This is a genomic window from Cupriavidus taiwanensis LMG 19424, assembly GCF_000069785.1.
GTDB classification, from domain to species: Bacteria; Pseudomonadota; Gammaproteobacteria; order Burkholderiales; family Burkholderiaceae; genus Cupriavidus; species Cupriavidus taiwanensis.
Genome location: NC_010528.1, coordinates 3,106,325 through 3,123,436, shown reverse-complemented (window position 1 = coordinate 3,123,436; position 17,112 = coordinate 3,106,325). Strand labels below are relative to the sequence as shown.

The following is a 17,112-nucleotide window of genomic DNA, read 5'->3' as shown; positions in this document are numbered from 1 at the left end:
GACTCCGGGACGGTGGCGAAACAAGGAGTTGCAATGAAAGCATTGCTCGATCTCTTTAAGCAGGTACAGCAGGAAGAGCAGTTCGACGCGATCAAGATCGGCCTGGCCTCGCCCGAGAAGATCCGTTCGTGGTCGTACGGCGAAGTGAAGAAGCCGGAAACGATCAACTACCGTACGTTCAAGCCGGAACGCGACGGCCTGTTCTGCGCCAAGATCTTTGGCCCGATCAAGGACTACGAGTGCCTGTGCGGCAAGTACAAGCGCCTGAAGCACCGTGGCGTGATCTGCGAGAAGTGCGGCGTTGAAGTGACGCTGGCCAAGGTGCGCCGCGAGCGCATGGGCCATATCGAACTGGCCGCGCCGACCGCGCACATCTGGTTCCTGAAGTCGCTGCCGTCGCGCCTGGGCATGGTCCTGGACATGACGCTGCGCGACATCGAGCGCGTGCTGTACTTCGAAGCATTCGTGGTGATCGAACCCGGCATGACTCCGCTCAAGAAGAGCCAGATCATGTCCGAAGACGACTACCTGGCGAAGTGCGACGAGTACGGCGAGGGCGAATTCGTCGCCATGATGGGTGCCGAGGGCATCCGTGAGCTGCTGCGCGGCATCGACATCGAGAAGCAGATCGAACAGATCCGCGCCGAGCTGCAGGCCACCGGTTCCGAAGCCAAGATCAAGAAGTTCGCCAAGCGCCTGAAGGTGCTCGAGGCCTTCCAGCGTTCGGGCATCAAGCCCGAGTGGATGATCCTCGAGGTGCTGCCGGTGCTGCCGCCCGAGCTGCGCCCGCTGGTGCCGCTGGACGGCGGCCGCTTCGCGACCTCGGACCTGAACGACCTGTACCGCCGCGTCATCAACCGTAACAACCGCCTGAAGCGCCTGCTGGAGCTGAAGGCCCCCGAGATCATCGTGCGCAACGAAAAGCGCATGCTGCAGGAAGCGGTTGACTCGCTGCTGGACAACGGCCGTCGCGGCAAGGCGATGACCGGCGCCAACAAGCGTCCGCTGAAGTCCCTGGCCGAAATGATCAAGGGCAAGGGCGGTCGTTTCCGTCAGAACCTGCTGGGCAAGCGCGTGGACTACTCGGGCCGTTCGGTCATCGTGGTGGGCCCGACGCTGAAGCTGCACCAGTGCGGCCTGCCCAAGCTGATGGCGCTCGAGCTGTTCAAGCCGTTCATCTTCCACAAGCTGGAAACGATGGGCATCGCCACCACCATCAAGGCGGCGAAGAAGGAAGTCGAAAGCCAGACCCCGGTGGTGTGGGACATCCTCGAAGAGGTGATCCGCGAGCACCCGGTGATGCTGAACCGTGCGCCGACGCTGCACCGCCTGGGCATCCAGGCGTTCGAGCCGGTGCTGATCGAAGGCAAGGCCATCCAGCTGCACCCGCTGGTCTGCGCGGCATTCAACGCCGACTTCGACGGTGACCAGATGGCTGTCCACGTCCCGCTGTCGCTGGAAGCGCAGATGGAAGCCCGCACCCTGATGCTGGCCTCCAACAACGTGCTGTTCCCGGCCAACGGCGACCCGTCGATCGTGCCGTCGCAGGACGTGGTGCTGGGCCTGTACTACACCACCCGCGACAAGATCAACGGCAAGGGCGAGGGCATGACCTTCGCCGACATCAGCGAAGTGATCCGCGCCTACGAGAACAAGGAAGTCGAGCTGGCTTCCCGCGTGAACGTGCGTATCACCGAGTATGAGCTGGTCGACAAGGACGCCGAAGGCGACGCCCGTTTCGCACCCAAGGTCACGCTGCAGGCCACCACGGTCGGCCGCGCGATCCTGTCCGAGATCCTGCCCAAGGGCCTGCCGTTCTCGGTGCTGAACAAGCCGCTGAAGAAGAAGGAAATCTCGCGCCTGATCAACACGGCGTTCCGCCGCTGCGGCCTGCGCGAGACCGTGATCTTCGCCGACAAGCTGCTGCAGTCGGGCTTCCGCCTGGCAACCCGCGCCGGTATCTCGATCGCGATCGACGATATGCTGGTGCCGCCGGCGAAGGAAAAGATCATCGCCGAGGCCTCGGCCAAGGTGAAGGAATACGACAAGCAGTACATGTCGGGTCTGGTGACCGACCAGGAACGCTACAACAACGTCGTGGACATCTGGGGCGCCGCCGGCGACCAGGTGGGCAAGGCGATGATGGAGCAGCTGCAGCACGAGGACGTGGTCGACCGCGAAGGCAAGACCGTGAAGCAAGAGTCGTTCAACTCCATCTACATGATGGCCGACTCGGGCGCACGGGGTTCCGCCGCGCAGATCCGCCAGCTGGCCGGCATGCGTGGCCTGATGGCCAAGCCGGATGGCTCGATCATTGAAACGCCGATTACGGCGAACTTCCGTGAAGGCCTGAACGTTCTGCAGTACTTCATCTCGACCCACGGCGCCCGTAAGGGCCTGGCCGATACGGCACTGAAGACCGCGAACTCGGGTTACCTGACCCGTCGTCTGGTCGACGTGACGCAGGATCTGGTCGTGGTCGAAGACGATTGCGGCACCTCCAACGGCGTGGCCATGAAGGCCCTGGTCGAAGGCGGTGAAGTCATCGAAGCCCTGCGCGACCGTATCCTCGGCCGCGTGACCGTGGCCGACGTGGTGAATCCGGAAACCCAGGAAACCGCGATCGAAGCCGGCACGCTGCTGGACGAAGACCTGGTCGAGCTGATCGACAACATCGGCGTGGATGAAGTCAAGGTCCGCACCCCGCTGTCGTGCGACACGCGCTACGGCCTGTGCGCCAAGTGCTACGGCCGCGACCTGGGCCGCGGCGTGCTGGTGAACTCGGGCGAAGCGGTGGGCGTGATTGCCGCGCAGTCGATCGGTGAGCCGGGCACGCAGCTGACCATGCGTACGTTCCACATCGGTGGCGCGGCATCGCGTGCGGCAGTGGCCTCGAGCGTGGAAGCGAAGGCGACCGGTACGGTCCGCTTCACCGCGACCATGCGCTACGTGACCAACGCCAAGGGCGAGCTGATCGTGATCTCGCGTTCCGGCGAGGCGCTGATCACCGACGACCACGGCCGCGAGCGCGAGCGCCACAAGATCCCGTACGGCGCCACGCTGCTGGTGCAGGACGGCCAGGCGATCAAGGCTGGCACGCAACTGGCGACCTGGGACGCGCTGACGCGCCCGATCGTTTCGGAGTACTCGGGCACGATCAAGTTCGAGAATGTCGAAGAAGGCGTGACCGTCGCCAAGCAGATGGACGAAGTGACGGGCCTGTCGACCCTGGTGGTAATCGACGCCAAGCGCCGCACGGCTGCAACCAAGGGTATCCGCCCGCAGGTGAAGCTGCTCGACGCCAACGGCCAGGAAGTGAAGATCCCGGGCACGGACCACTCCGTGACCATCGGCTTCCAGGTCGGCGCGCTGATTACCGTGAAGGACGGCCAGCAGGTGCACGTGGGTGAAGTGCTCGCGCGTATCCCGACCGAATCGCAGAAGACCCGCGACATTACCGGTGGTCTGCCGCGTGTGGCCGAACTGTTCGAAGCACGTTCGCCGAAGGACGCCGCCGTGCTGGCGGAAGTCACCGGCACGACTTCGTTCGGCAAGGACACCAAGGGCAAGCAGCGCCTGGTCATCACCGACCTGGACGGCAATGCCCACGAGTTCCTGATCGCGAAGGAAAAGCAGGTGCTGGTGCACGACGGCCAGGTGGTGAACAAGGGCGAAATGATCGTGGAAGGTCCGGCGGACCCGCACGACATCCTGCGCCTGAAGGGCATCGAAGAGCTGGCGCACTACATCGTCGACGAAGTGCAGGACGTGTACCGTCTGCAGGGCGTGAAGATCAACGACAAGCACATCGAGGTGATCGTTCGCCAGATGCTGCGCCGTGTTCAGATCGTCGATGTGGGCGACACCAAGTTCATCCCGGGTGAACAGGTGGAGCGTTCGGAACTGCTCGACGAGAACGATCGCGTGATCGCCGAAGGCAAGCGTCCGGCGACCTACGAGAACCTGCTGCTGGGTATTACCAAGGCGTCGCTGTCGACCGACAGCTTCATCTCGGCGGCATCGTTCCAGGAAACCACGCGCGTGCTGACCGAAGCTGCGATCATGGGCAAGACCGACGACCTGCGTGGCCTGAAGGAAAACGTGATCGTCGGCCGTCTGATCCCGGCCGGTACCGGCCTGGCCTACCACCGCGCCCGCAAGGCGCGCGAGGCCTCCGAGCGCGAACGCGCCCAGGCGATCGCCGAAGAAGAGCAGTCGCTCTTCATCGAGCCGCCGGTGGTGCAGGCGACGACCGAAGGCGAAGGCGACAACGTCTGATCGCAGTAAGCTGTTTGCCGCCGCAAGGCGGCCCGAAAGCCCGGCTGATCCAGCCGGGCTTTTTTTCGTCTGCACGCGGCGATTGCTTTCGTGAGAAACGTCGGAGAGTTTGCGCTGCGGTCGCGGAAGCGGGGTCCCTTAGTGGTATGGTTACGGCTTTTCCGGCTTCAGCAATTCCGTTGTCCATGTCGCAAGCACTGGCGATCCTCAAGGATGTCTTCGGCTACCACGCCTTCCGCGGGCGCCAGGCCGAGATCATCGATCACGTCGCGACCGGCGGCGACTGCCTGGTGCTGATGCCGACCGGCGGCGGCAAGTCGCTGTGCTACCAGATCCCGGCGCTGCTGCGCCAGCGCGCCGGCGATGGCGTGGGCATCGTGGTGTCGCCGCTGATCGCGCTGATGCAGGACCAGGTCGCGGCGCTGACCGAGGCCGGCGTGCGCGCCGCGGTGCTCAACTCGACGCTGACCGGCGCCGAGGCCTCGGCGGTCGAGCGCGACCTGCTGGCCGGGCGCATCGAGATCCTCTACGTGGCGCCGGAACGGCTGATGACGCCGCGCTTCCTTGACCTGCTGGAGCGCACCCGCGTCGGCCTGTTCGCCATCGACGAAGCCCACTGCGTGTCGCAATGGGGCCATGACTTTCGGCCCGAGTACATCCAGCTGTCGGTGCTGCACGAGCGCTTCCCGTACGTGCCGCGCATCGCGCTGACCGCGACCGCCGACGCGCTGACGCGCGACGAGATCGTCGAGCGGCTGGCACTGCACGATGCGCGCATCTTCATCTCCAGCTTCGACCGGCCCAACATCCGCTACCGCATCGTCGAGAAGGACAATGCGCGCCAGCAGCTGCTGGCCTTTATCAAGGCCGAACATACCGCGGCCGACGGCACCCACGACAGCGGCATTGTCTATTGCCTGTCGCGCAAGAAGGTCGAGGACACCGCGCAGTGGCTGAGCGGCCAGGGCATCAACGCGCTCGCCTACCATGCCGGCATGGACGCCCAGGTGCGGCAGCACCACCAGGCGCGCTTCCGCGAAGAGGAGGGTCTGGTGATGGTGGCGACGATCGCCTTCGGCATGGGCATCGACAAGCCCGACGTGCGCTTTGTCGCCCACCTGGACCTGCCCAAGAGCATGGAGGGCTATTACCAGGAAACCGGCCGCGCCGGCCGCGACGGGCTGCCCGCCAATGCCTGGATGGCCTACGGCCTGGGCGACGTGGTGCAGCAGAAGCGCATGATCGACGAATCCGAGGCGGACGAGGCCTTCAAGCGCGTGTCGTCGTCCAAGCTCGATGCGCTGCTGGGTTTGTGCGAAACCGCCGGCTGCCGGCGCCAGCGCATCCTCGCGTACTTCAATGAAGCCAGCGAGCCCTGCGGCAACTGCGATACCTGCCTGGAGCCGCCGGCCACCTGGGACGGCACGCGCGAGGCGCAGATGGCGCTGTCGTGCGTGTACCGCACCGCGCAGGCCAGCCGCGTTCACTTCGGCGCGACCCATCTGATCGACGTGCTGCGCGGCAATGCCTCGGAGAAGATCAAGCAATGGGGCCATGACAAGGTCTCGACCTTCGGCATCGGCAAGGACCGTTCGGTGCATGAGTGGCACACCGTTTTCCGCCAGTTGATCGCCCAGGGTTTGCTGATGATCGACCACGGCGGCCACGGCGCGCTGCTGCTGGGTGAACGCGCGCGTGAGGTGCTCAAGGGCGAGCGCCAGATCATCCTGCGGCGCCAGGCTGCCAGGCCGGGCAAGTCCGGCGAGCGCGCGGCACGCGGCACGCGCATCGACCATACCGCCGACATGGACGCCGATACGCTGGCCAACTGGGAGGCGCTGCGTCGCTGGCGCACCGAGGCCGCGCGCGAGCATGGCGTGCCGGCCTATGTCATCTTTCACGACGCCACCCTGGCGGAACTGGCCCGGACCGCGCCGGACTCGCTGTCCGCCATGCAGGGCATCCCCGGCATTGGCGCTTCCAAGCTGGAGCGCTACGGGCAGTCGATCCTGGCAGCGCTGCGCACGGTCTGATCCGGCCGGGGCGCCACCCCGTTCCAGTCGGGTATACGGCTTGACGGTATACGATTCCGCTGCTAGGATGCCAGATTCGAGTTTTTGGCTTTGGATTTCGCTCGCCCGTCGGATAAGTGGCCCTCAGGTCGCTGCCGGCAAGCCTACCGGACTGGGTTTCCATGGACGGGTGGCGGCAGACGCGGGATCCGGGTGCCGGCTCGCGCTCTTTGGCATGCTGTTACCGCACAGTCCCGTCTCCAGAGCGCCCGCTCACCTCTCCCGCCCAAAACCCGTAGTTGCCTCTCCCGCCTGGCGCATGCCGGCACGAGGGGCGTTTTTCGTAAAACCAAGCTGGATTGAACAATGCCAACTATCAACCAACTGGTTCGCAAGCCGCGCGTCTCGGAAGTCGTCAAGAGCAAGAGCCCGGCGCTTGAGAACTGCCCCCAGCGCCGTGGCGTGTGCACCCGCGTGTACACCACGACGCCGAAGAAGCCGAACTCGGCACTGCGTAAGGTCGCCAAGGTGCGCCTGACCAACGGTTTCGAAGTCATTTCGTACATCGGCGGTGAAGGCCACAACCTGCAGGAACACTCGGTCGTGCTGATCCGCGGCGGCCGTGTGAAGGATCTGCCGGGTGTGCGTTACCACATCGTCCGTGGTTCGCTGGACCTGCAAGGCGTGAAGGACCGCAAGCAGGCCCGTTCGAAGTACGGCGCGAAGCGTCCGAAGGCAGCTTAAGTTTTGGCAGCCTGGGCCCGCAAGGCCCGAAGCAACAGTCGATAGCCTGTGGCGCGAGTCATGGTGCTGTCACCAGGCGGCGGTACAACGGAGCGCCTTTTTGGCAACCGTGCCGTCGAGTAAGTGGTCACCCGGCGAATTTGCTGTCTCTGCATGCAAGCTAGTTGGTGGCCGGAGAGCGGGAAACTTTGACCGCGCTCTCAACTGAATCTAAAGGAAAGAAGATGCCACGTCGTCGTGAAGTCCCGAAGCGGGACGTTCTGCCTGATCCGAAGTTCGGCAACGTTGAAGTTGCCAAGTTCATGAACGTGCTGATGCTGGATGGCAAGAAGTCGGTTGCCGAACGCATCGTGTACGGCGCGTTCGACCAGATCGAAAAGAAGGCAGGCAAGGCCCCCATCGAAGTGTTCTCCGTTGCCATCAACAACGTGAAGCCGGTGGTGGAAGTGAAGAGCCGTCGCGTGGGCGGCGCCAACTATCAGGTTCCGGTCGAAGTCCGTCCGTCGCGTCGTTTGGCATTGGCGATGCGCTGGCTGCGTGAGGCCGCGAAGAAACGCAGCGAGAAGTCGATGGCGCTGCGCCTGGCAGGTGAGCTGCTGGAAGCTGCTGAAGGCCGTGGTGGCGCGATGAAGAAGCGCGACGAAGTGCACCGCATGGCCGAAGCCAACAAGGCGTTCTCGCACTTCCGCTTCTAAAGCGAGCGAAAACATTGTTGGTTGCCGGGCGGGCTGTGTTTTTACACATCTCGCCCGTTTGTGTTAGGGGCGCTGGCCATGAGATGCCAGCGCCTCACGGACGAATAGAGGATTAAAGTGGCTCGTAAGACTCCCATCGAGCGTTACCGCAACATCGGTATTTCGGCTCACATTGACGCGGGTAAAACCACCACGACCGAGCGCATCCTGTTCTACACCGGTGTGAACCACAAGATCGGTGAAGTGCACGACGGCGCCGCCACCATGGACTGGATGGAGCAGGAACAGGAGCGTGGCATCACCATCACCTCCGCTGCGACCACCGCCTTCTGGAAGGGCATGGCCGGCAACTACCCCGAGCACCGCTTCAACATCATCGACACCCCGGGCCACGTGGACTTCACCATCGAGGTGGAGCGTTCCATGCGCGTGCTGGACGGCGCCTGCATGGTCTACTGCGCAGTGGGTGGCGTGCAGCCGCAGTCCGAAACCGTGTGGCGTCAGGCCAACAAGTACGGCGTGCCGCGTCTGGCGTTCGTCAACAAGATGGACCGTACCGGCGCGAACTTCTTCAAGGTCTACGACCAGCTGAAGACCCGCCTGAAGGCCAACCCGGTGCCCGTCGTGGTGCCGATCGGCGCGGAAGACGGCTTCCAGGGCGTGATCGACCTGCTGGAAATGAAGGCGATCATCTGGGACGAAGCCAGCCAGGGCGTGAAGTTCGAGTACAAGGACATCCCGGCCGAGCTGCAAGCCACCGCTGACGAATGGCGCGAGAAGATGGTCGAGTCGGCCGCCGAAGCCAGCGAAGAGCTGATGGAAAAGTACCTGGGCGGCGAAGAGCTGACCCGCGCCGAGATCGTCAAGGCGCTGCGTGACCGTACCATCGCCTGCGAAATCCAGCCGATGCTGTGCGGCACCGCGTTCAAGAACAAGGGCGTGCAGCGCATGCTCGACGCCGTGATCGACTTCCTGCCGTCGCCGGTCGATATTCCGCCGGTCAAGGGCGTGGACGAAAGCGACGACGAGAAGAAGCTCGAGCGCAAGGCCGACGACAACGAGAAGTTCTCGGCGCTGGCGTTCAAGATCATGACCGACCCGTTCGTCGGCCAGCTGATCTTCTTCCGCGTCTACTCGGGCAAGATCAATTCGGGCGACACCGTGTACAACCCGGTGAAGCAGAAGAAGGAGCGTCTGGGCCGTATTCTGCAGATGCACGCCAACCAGCGCGAAGAAATCAAGGAAGTGCTGGCCGGCGACATCGCCGCCGCGGTGGGCCTGAAGGACGCCACCACGGGCGATACGCTGTGCGATCCGGCTGCCCCGATCGTGCTCGAGCGCATGGTGTTCCCGGAGCCGGTGATCTCGCAGGCTGTCGAGCCGAAGACCAAGGCCGACCAGGAAAAGATGGGCATCGCCCTGAACCGCCTGGCCGCCGAAGATCCGTCGTTCCGCGTGCGTACCGATGAAGAATCGGGCCAGACCATCATTTCGGGCATGGGCGAGCTCCACCTCGAAATTCTGGTCGACCGCATGAAGCGCGAATTCGGCGTGGAAGCCAACATCGGCGCGCCGCAGGTGGCCTACCGCGAAACCATTCGCAAGAAGGCCGAGGACGTCGAAGGCAAGTTCGTCAAGCAGTCGGGCGGCCGCGGCCAGTATGGTCACGCCGTGATCACGCTGGAACCGCAAGAGCCGGGCAAGGGCTTCGAGTTCATCGACGCCATCAAGGGCGGTGTGATTCCTCGCGAATACATCCCGGCGGTCGAAAAGGGTATCGTCGACACGCTGCCGAACGGTATCCTCGCTGGCTTCCCGGTGGTGGACGTGAAGGTCACGCTGACGTTCGGTTCGTACCACGACGTGGACTCGAACGAAAACGCGTTCCGCATGGCCGGCTCGATGGCTTTCAAGGAAGCCATGCGCAAGGCCAGCCCGGTTCTGCTCGAGCCGATGATGGCCGTGGAAGTGGAAACGCCGGAAGACTACACCGGTACCGTGATGGGCGACCTGTCGTCCCGCCGCGGCATCGTGCAGGGCATGGACGACATGGTTGGCGGCGGCAAGATCATCAAGGCCGAAGTCCCGCTGTCGGAAATGTTCGGTTATTCGACCGCGCTGCGCTCGGCCACGCAAGGCCGCGCCACGTACACCATGGAATTCAAGCACTACGCCGAGGCGCCGAAGAACATCGCCGAAGCAGTGATGGCGGCCAAGGGCAAGTAAATAAGCTGTATGCCGCCGCGACCCACCCGGGCGCGGCGGCGTGATGAATCGACAAGACTGCATTCCATTAGGAGCTGAAAAAAATGGCAAAGGAAAAGTTCGAGCGGACCAAGCCGCACGTGAACGTTGGTACGATTGGTCACGTTGACCACGGCAAGACCACGCTGACCGCAGCGATCGCCACGGTGCTGGCTTCGAAGTTCGGCGGTGCCGCCAAGAAGTACGACGAAATCGACGCAGCGCCGGAAGAAAAGGCACGCGGCATTACCATCAACACCGCGCACGTCGAGTACGAGACGGCCAACCGCCACTACGCGCACGTTGACTGCCCGGGCCACGCCGACTACGTGAAGAACATGATCACGGGTGCCGCCCAGATGGACGGCGCGATCCTGGTGTGCTCGGCCGCTGACGGCCCGATGCCGCAGACCCGCGAGCACATCCTGCTGGCCCGTCAGGTTGGCGTGCCGTACATCATCGTGTTCCTGAACAAGTGCGACATGGTGGACGACGCCGAACTGCTCGAGCTGGTCGAGATGGAAGTTCGCGAGCTGCTGAGCAAGTACGAGTTCCCCGGCGACGACACCCCGATCATCAAGGGTTCGGCCAAGCTGGCGCTGGAAGGCGACAAGGGCGACCTGGGCGAAGAAGCCATCATGCGCCTGGCCGACGCGCTGGACACCTACATCCCGACGCCGGAGCGTGCCGTTGACGGTACCTTCCTGATGCCGGTGGAAGACGTGTTCTCGATCTCGGGTCGCGGCACCGTGGTGACCGGCCGTATCGAGCGCGGCGTGATCAAGGTCGGCGAGGAAATCGAAATCGTCGGTATCAAGCCGACCGTGAAGACCACCTGCACCGGCGTGGAAATGTTCCGCAAGCTGCTGGACCAGGGCCAGGCTGGCGACAACGTCGGTCTGCTGCTGCGCGGCACCAAGCGTGAAGACGTCGAGCGCGGCCAGGTGCTGTGCAAGCCGGGTTCGATCAAGCCGCACACCCACTTCACCGGCGAGGTGTACATCCTGTCGAAGGACGAAGGCGGCCGTCACACCCCGTTCTTCAACAACTACCGCCCGCAGTTCTACTTCCGTACCACCGACGTGACCGGCTCGATCGAGCTGCCGAAGGACAAGGAAATGGTCATGCCGGGTGACAACGTGTCGATCACCGTCAAGCTGATCGCCCCGATCGCCATGGAAGAAGGCCTGCGCTTCGCTATCCGCGAAGGTGGCCGTACCGTCGGCGCCGGCGTCGTGGCAAAGATCCTCGACTAAGCACTTCCTGGGACATGCCCGCGGGCATGTCCCCATTCAACGGGCAGCTTGCCCAATCGCTCTTTTAAGGAAATATCATGCAGAACCAGAAGATCCGTATCCGCCTGAAGGCTTTCGACTATCGCCTGATCGACCAGTCGGCCGCCGAGATCGTGGATACCGCCAAGCGTACCGGCGCGATCGTCAAGGGCCCGGTGCCCCTGCCGACCCGCATCCAGCGCTTCGACATCCTGCGTTCGCCGCACGTCAACAAGACCAGCCGCGATCAGTTCGAGATCCGCACTCACCAGCGCCTGATGGACATCGTCGACCCGACCGACAAGACGGTTGACGCGCTGATGAAGCTCGACCTGCCGGCCGGCGTGGACGTCGAGATCAAGGTGTAACGATGTTTCGGGCCGCATGCGCGGCTTGATGCAGCAAAACGGCGAACCTCGGTTCGCCGTTTTTGTTTGGTGGCGCGCCGCACGGCAGCGCCCGCAACTACACGCTGCCGCGCCGGCGCAGCGTCTCCGCCGGACACTCGCCGAACGCGCGCCGGTATTCGGCGCTGAAGCGCCCCAGGTGGGTAAAGCCCCAGCGCAGCGCGGCGCCGGTCACCGACGACAGCGCCGCATCGTTGAGCAGATCGTGCCGTACCCGGTCCAGCCGGATCGTGCGCAGGTAGGCCATCGGGCTCAGCCCGCGATGCTCGCGGAATCCCGCATACAGGCTGCGCAGGCTGACCCCCGCGATTTCCGCCAGCAGCGCCGGCGTCAGCGCGGCGGCGGCATGGGCGTGGATATACTCCTCGACCACTTTCACATGGCGCGGCGCCAGCGGCTTGCCGTGCCGCTGCAGCGCCTCCGACAGGCTGTGCGGCTGCAGTGTCAGCAGCGCGCCGATCACCAGCTGCTCGAGCTGGCACGCCGTCAGCGGATGGCGTGCCGTTGCCGGCGCCGCCGACAGCATCTGCACCAGATACTCCATCAATGCATACCAGCCGGCGCTGCGCCAGGCCATGCCGAGCTGGAAGCGCAGCGGCAGGGCCGGGCGATGGCCGAGATAGGCGGCGCACACGCGCTCCAGCGCGTTGCGCTCGACGCGCACGATCAGCTGGTCGTTGTCCGCGCTCCAGCGCATCAGCAGCGGATCGCTGGGCGTCAGCACGGACGCGCACTCCGGTGTCGACACGATCTGCTGCGCGCCGCAACGGATTTCGGCGTGGCCGCTGAGCGGCATCTGCACCAGCAGGAAGTCGCCGAGCGGGCCCGGGTCGATCGTGACATCGGCCCCGTAGGCGAGCCGGTTCAGCGACACCGCCCCCAGCGGGGCGTGATGCATGCGGGCCGACAGGCTGGTCCCGCGGATATCGAGCCGGTGAGGCTTGAAGACCTTGCCCACGGCCGCGCGCGTCTGCCCGAGGTCGGTCGAGGCGAACACCTGCCGCCCGGCATCGTGCAGCAGGGCATGCGCCAGCGGTGCCGGCGCGCGGGCAGTCGGGGGCAGCTGCATCATGGTCTCGCTCCTCTGGCGTGGCCGCGGCGCTGGCTGGCGTCCACGGCGGCGGGCCGGGGCGCCATGCGCGCAGCATGGTCCACGCAACCACTATAGCGGATCGATCCGCGCGACCCCGGCCTTGCGTTGACCGAAGCCTGACTTTCCTGCACTAATCGGATAGCCGCTGCAGCCAGCGGCTAGTTTGCTGCGGTGCGGAGCCACCATCATGGGATCCAGCACGGCAGCGCAACCCTTCACCAGCTGTCAGCCAACAGAGAACGACAAGGAGCGCAGGCCATGGGCCAGACCATCCAGATCCAGACCCCCGAAGGCAGTTTCAGCGGCTATCTCGCTACCCCGGCGGCAGGCAAGGGCCCCGGCATCGTGCTGTGCCAGGAGATCTTCGGCGTCAATGCCACCATGCGGCAGGTCGCCGACTATTACGCTGAAGAGGGTTACACGGTGCTGGTTCCCGACCTGTTCTGGCGCCTCGCGCCCGGCATCGAACTGACCGATCGCGGCGAGGACTTCCAGCGCGCGCTCGGCCTCTATCAGCAATTCGACGAAGCGAAGGGCGTGCAGGATGTGGGCGCTGCGTTGGAAACGTTGCGTGCGCGGCCCGAATGCGCCGGGCAGACCGGCGTGCTGGGCTTCTGCCTGGGCGGCAAGCTGGCCTACCTGGCGGCCTGCCGCCTGCCCGACGTGGCCTGCGCGGTGGCGTACTACGGCGTCGGCATCGAGCATGCCCTGGAGGAAGCCGGCAACGTGCGCGGCCGCCTCGTGCTGCATATCGCCGAAAAGGACGGCTTCTGCCCGCCGCAGGCGCAGGCGGCGATTCGCGAAGCCCTGGCCGGCCGCGACAACATCGAGGTCTATGTCTACCCCGGCGTCGATCACGCCTTCGCGCGTGCCGGCGGCGAGCACTTCGACAAGCCCTCGGCACTGATGGCGCATCAGCGCGCGATCGCCGCGCTGCGGCGCGAGATGGGGCCGCACTACGACTTTTCGGCGCTGTGGGACAAGCACTGCGAATATGAATTCGCCACCCGCGATGTCGATGCGACCATGGCGACGATGGTGGCGCAGCCTTACGTGAACCATATCCCGACCATGACCGGCGGTGTCGGCCACGCGCAGCTGCGTCGCTTCTACCAGCACCACTTCGTGCACAGCAATCCGCCGGACACGACGCTGATTCCGCTGTCGCGCACGGTCGGCGCCACGCAGATCGTCGACGAGCTGCTGTTCTGCTTCACCCATACCTGCGAAATCGACTGGATGCTGCCCGGCGTGCCGCCGACCGGCAAGCGCGTGGAGATTCCGCTGATTGCCATCGTCAAGTTCCGCGGCGACAAGCTTTATCACGAACACATCTACTGGGACCAGGCCAGCGTGCTGGTGCAGATCGGCAAGCTGGATCCGGCAGGCTTGCCGGTGGCAGGGGTTGAGACCGCGCGCAAGCTGCTGGACGAGACCCTGCCGTCGAACACGCTGATGGCGCGCTGGCCGCAGAGCGAAGGCAAGTAAGCCAGGCGGCATACACCGGAGCGGGCCCACAGAGGCCTGTCCGGACGGACACCGGTGACCAACGAGGAGACAACCATGAAGGGATTGCAGGACAAGGTGGCCATCGTCACCGGCGGCGCCACGCTGATTGGCGCAGGCGTGGCGCGGGCTTTCGTCGAGGCCGGCGCGCGCGTGGCGATCTTCGATATCGACGCCGCCAATGGCGAGCGCGTTGCCGCGGATCTGGGCAAGGACGCGCTGTTCATCGCGGCGGACATCACGCGGGACGAGCAGGTGCGCGATGCGGTGAGCCAGGTAGCGCAGCGCTTTGGCGGCGTCGATTGCCTGGTCAACCTGGCCTGCACCTATCTCGACGACGGCTTTCGCTCCAGCCGTGCCGACTGGCTGGCGGCGCTCGACGTCAATGTGGTCTCCGGCGTGATGCTGGCGCAGGCGGTGCAGCCGCTGATGCGCGCGCGCGGCGGCGGCGCCATCGTCAATTTCACCAGCATCTCGTCCAAGGTGGCGCAGACCGGGCGCTGGCTCTATCCGGTATCGAAGGCGGCCATCGCGCAGCTGACGCGCAACATGGCGATGGATCTGGCGCCGGACCGCATCCGCGTGAATTCGGTGTCGCCCGGCTGGACCTGGTGCCGGCTGATGGACGAGGTCAGCGGCGGCAACCGTGCCCGGACCGATGCCGTCGCCGCGCCGTTCCACCTGCTGGGCCGCGTGGGCGAGCCCGGCGAGGTCGCGCAGGTAGCGCTGTTCCTGTGCTCCGACCATGCCAGCTTCGTCACCGGCGCGGATTACGCCGTTGACGGCGGCTACAGCGCCATGGGCCCGGAGCAGAACGTTCCGGCCATCGGCAAGCTGGCCGGCTGAACCCATCCCGCATCCAAACCAGGAGACAACATCATGCGCCAACGCATCGCCATCGTCGGGGCCGGCCAGTCCGGCCTGCAAATGGCCCTCGGGTTGCAGGCGGCGGGCTACCAGGTCACGCTGCTGTCCAACCGCACGCCCGAGCAGGTCCGGGCCGGCAAGGTCATGTCGAGCCAGTGCATGTTCAACCGCGCGCTGCAGACCGAGCGCGAACTCGGGCTGAACTGGTGGGAAGACACCTGCCCGCCGGTCGAGGGCATCGGCCTGGCCGTGCCGCATCCCGAGCAGCCCGGCGCGAAGGTCATCGACTGGGCCGCGCCGCTGGACCGGCCGGCGCAGGCGGTCGACCAGCGCCTGAAGATGCCGGCGTGGATGGAGGCCTTCGTGGCGCGCGGCGGCGACCTGCGCATCGTCGATGTCGGCATCGACGAGCTGGAGGACCTGACGCGCGAGCATGACCTGGTGCTGCTGGCCGCCGGCAAGGGCGAGATCGTCAGCCGCTTCGAGCGCGATGCCCAGCGCAGCCCGTTCGACAAGCCGCAACGCGCGCTGGCCCTGACCTATGTGACCGGCATGCTGCCGCGCGAGCCGTTCTCGCGGGTTTGCTTCAACCTGATCCCGGGCGTGGGCGAGTACTTCGTATTTCCCGCGCTGACGCTGTCGGGGCCGTGCGAGATCATGGTGTTCGAGGGCATCCCTGGCGGCCCGATGGACCGCTGGGCCGAGGCGCGCACGCCAGACCAGCACCTCGCGGAAAGCCTGCGCATCCTGCGCACCTATGCGCCCTGGGAAGCCGAGCGCTGCGAGCACGTGGCGCTGACCGACGACAACGGCATCCTGTCAGGCCGCTTCGCACCGACGGTGCGCAAGCCGGTGCTGACGCTGCCGTCGGGGCGGCTGGTATTCGGCATGGCCGATGCCGTGGTGGTCAACGATCCGATTACCGGGCAAGGTTCGAACAACGCCGCCAAATGCTGCAAGGTCTACCTCGACGCGATCCTCGCCCATGGCGAGCGGCCGTTCGACCGTGACTGGATGGAGCAGACTTTCGCCAGCTACTGGCATTACGCCGGCGATGTGGTGGCCTGGACCAACTCGCTGCTGACTCCGCCGCCGCCCCATATCCTGGCGCTGCTGGGCGCGGCGGGGCAATCGCCGGCGCTGGCCGCGCGCATCGCCAATGGCTTCGACAATCCGCCTGACTACTTCCCGTGGTGGCTGGATCCGCAGGCCTGCCACCAGCTGATCGACCACTACCTGCCCCGGGCCGCCTGACATGGACACCACCAGCCATGCCGCCCCCTCGCTCGATCCGCGCGAATTGCGCCGGGTTTGCGGTCGCTACGCGACCGGCGTGGCGGTCATCGGTGCCTGCACGGCGCAACGGCGTCCGGTCGGCATCACCGTCAACTCGTTTGCGTCGCTGTCGCTGGCGCCGCCGCTGATCCTGTGGAGCCTGGCATCGCACTCGCCCAACGCCGGGCTGTTCGAGCCGGGCCGACCGTTCGGCGTCAGCATCCTGCGCGCCGGCCATGGCGACCTGGCGCGCCGCTTTGCCACCCCCGCCGCGGACAAGTTCGCCGGCGTGCGCCACACCCGCTGCCCTCAGGGCGTTCCCTACCTGGACGAGGCGCTCGCCACACTGGCCTGCCGCGTCGAGCGGGCTGATCCGGTGGGCGACCACCTGCTGATCGTGGGCGCGGTCGAATCCATCGCGGCGCACGAGGGCGAGCCGCTGGTCTTCTATGGCGGCGGCTTCGTGCGCGTCGCGGCCTGAGTCTCCCGTGCCGGAGGCGGCACTCCCCAGCGACCGCGCCGCCTTCGTGCCAGCTTTTGCGCACATCTGCCTGAATCCTGCCTACAACACCCGCTGGCGAATCGCAATTGCTTATTGCCCTTTCCTCGGGGAAGGGTTATAGTGTAAGGCTACCCGTGTCTCCGGGTAGTGGGTTGGCCGTTTTGGCCGGGCGCAGTCTTCTTTAGCGCAGCCCATCGGCGCACAAGCGCAAGCAC

At 65.3% G+C, this 17,112-nt stretch carries 12 protein-coding genes; 11 read left to right on the top strand and 1 reads right to left on the bottom strand.

Annotated elements, in window-relative coordinates:
• The first annotated feature begins 33 nt into the window (after nt 1-33).
• From rpoC to rpsJ, 7 genes are all read left to right on the top strand, one after another.
• Nucleotides 34-4,278, top strand: coding sequence for a DNA-directed RNA polymerase subunit beta' (rpoC, locus tag RALTA_RS14415; RefSeq protein ID WP_012354149.1), 4,245 nt, complete (start codon nt 34-36; stop codon nt 4,276-4,278).
• Between the two features lie 185 nt (nt 4,279-4,463).
• A complete protein-coding gene (gene recQ, locus RALTA_RS14410; protein ID WP_012354148.1) occupies nt 4,464-6,311 on the top strand; it encodes a DNA helicase RecQ in 1,848 nt (615 codons plus the stop codon).
• Between the two features lie 345 nt (nt 6,312-6,656).
• Complete coding sequence (gene rpsL, locus RALTA_RS14405; protein WP_010810460.1) at nt 6,657-7,034, top strand: 30S ribosomal protein S12; 378 nt, start codon at nt 6,657-6,659, stop codon at nt 7,032-7,034.
• Between the two features lie 224 nt (nt 7,035-7,258).
• Nucleotides 7,259-7,729: a 30S ribosomal protein S7 gene (gene rpsG / locus RALTA_RS14400; RefSeq protein WP_012354147.1), complete on the top strand. Its 471-nt coding sequence runs from the start codon at nt 7,259-7,261 to the stop codon at nt 7,727-7,729.
• A gap of 117 nt (nt 7,730-7,846) precedes the next feature.
• The gene (gene fusA, locus RALTA_RS14395; protein WP_012354146.1) at nt 7,847-9,955 is read left to right on the top strand and encodes an elongation factor G; all 2,109 of its coding nucleotides are present in this window, start codon (nt 7,847-7,849) and stop codon (nt 9,953-9,955) included.
• Nucleotides 9,956-10,038: 83 nt separating this feature from the next.
• Nucleotides 10,039-11,229, top strand: coding sequence for an elongation factor Tu (gene tuf / locus RALTA_RS14390; RefSeq protein WP_012354145.1), 1,191 nt, complete (start codon nt 10,039-10,041; stop codon nt 11,227-11,229).
• A 77-nt stretch (nt 11,230-11,306) separates the two neighbouring features.
• A complete protein-coding gene (gene rpsJ / locus RALTA_RS14385; protein ID WP_006160488.1) occupies nt 11,307-11,615 on the top strand; it encodes a 30S ribosomal protein S10 in 309 nt (102 codons plus the stop codon).
• A gap of 97 nt (nt 11,616-11,712) precedes the next feature.
• Here the strand turns inward: rpsJ and RALTA_RS14380 are convergent, their stop codons facing one another.
• Nucleotides 11,713-12,726 (bottom strand): AraC family transcriptional regulator, encoded by a 1,014-nt coding sequence (locus RALTA_RS14380; protein ID WP_041232219.1) that lies wholly within the window; start codon nt 12,724-12,726, stop codon nt 11,713-11,715.
• 279 nt (nt 12,727-13,005) lie between these two features.
• On the opposite strand from RALTA_RS14380, the gene RALTA_RS14375 reads away from it, so the two are divergent.
• The 4 genes from RALTA_RS14375 (at nt 13,006) to RALTA_RS14360 (ending at nt 16,876) form a co-directional block, all read left to right on the top strand.
• Complete coding sequence (locus tag RALTA_RS14375) at nt 13,006-14,235, top strand: dienelactone hydrolase family protein (protein WP_012354143.1); 1,230 nt, start codon at nt 13,006-13,008, stop codon at nt 14,233-14,235.
• Nucleotides 14,236-14,310: 75 nt separating this feature from the next.
• Complete coding sequence (locus RALTA_RS14370; protein ID WP_012354142.1) at nt 14,311-15,099, top strand: SDR family oxidoreductase; 789 nt, start codon at nt 14,311-14,313, stop codon at nt 15,097-15,099.
• A 33-nt stretch (nt 15,100-15,132) separates the two neighbouring features.
• Nucleotides 15,133-16,374 carry a styrene monooxygenase/indole monooxygenase family protein gene (locus RALTA_RS14365; protein WP_012354141.1) on the top strand — a complete coding sequence of 414 codons (1,242 nt, stop codon included), beginning with the start codon at nt 15,133-15,135 and terminating at the stop codon, nt 16,372-16,374.
• Nucleotide 16,375: 1 nt separating this feature from the next.
• Nucleotides 16,376-16,876, top strand: a complete 501-nt coding sequence (locus RALTA_RS14360; protein ID WP_012354140.1) for a flavin reductase family protein — start codon at nt 16,376-16,378, stop codon at nt 16,874-16,876.
• Nucleotides 16,877-17,112 lie beyond the last annotated feature (236 nt).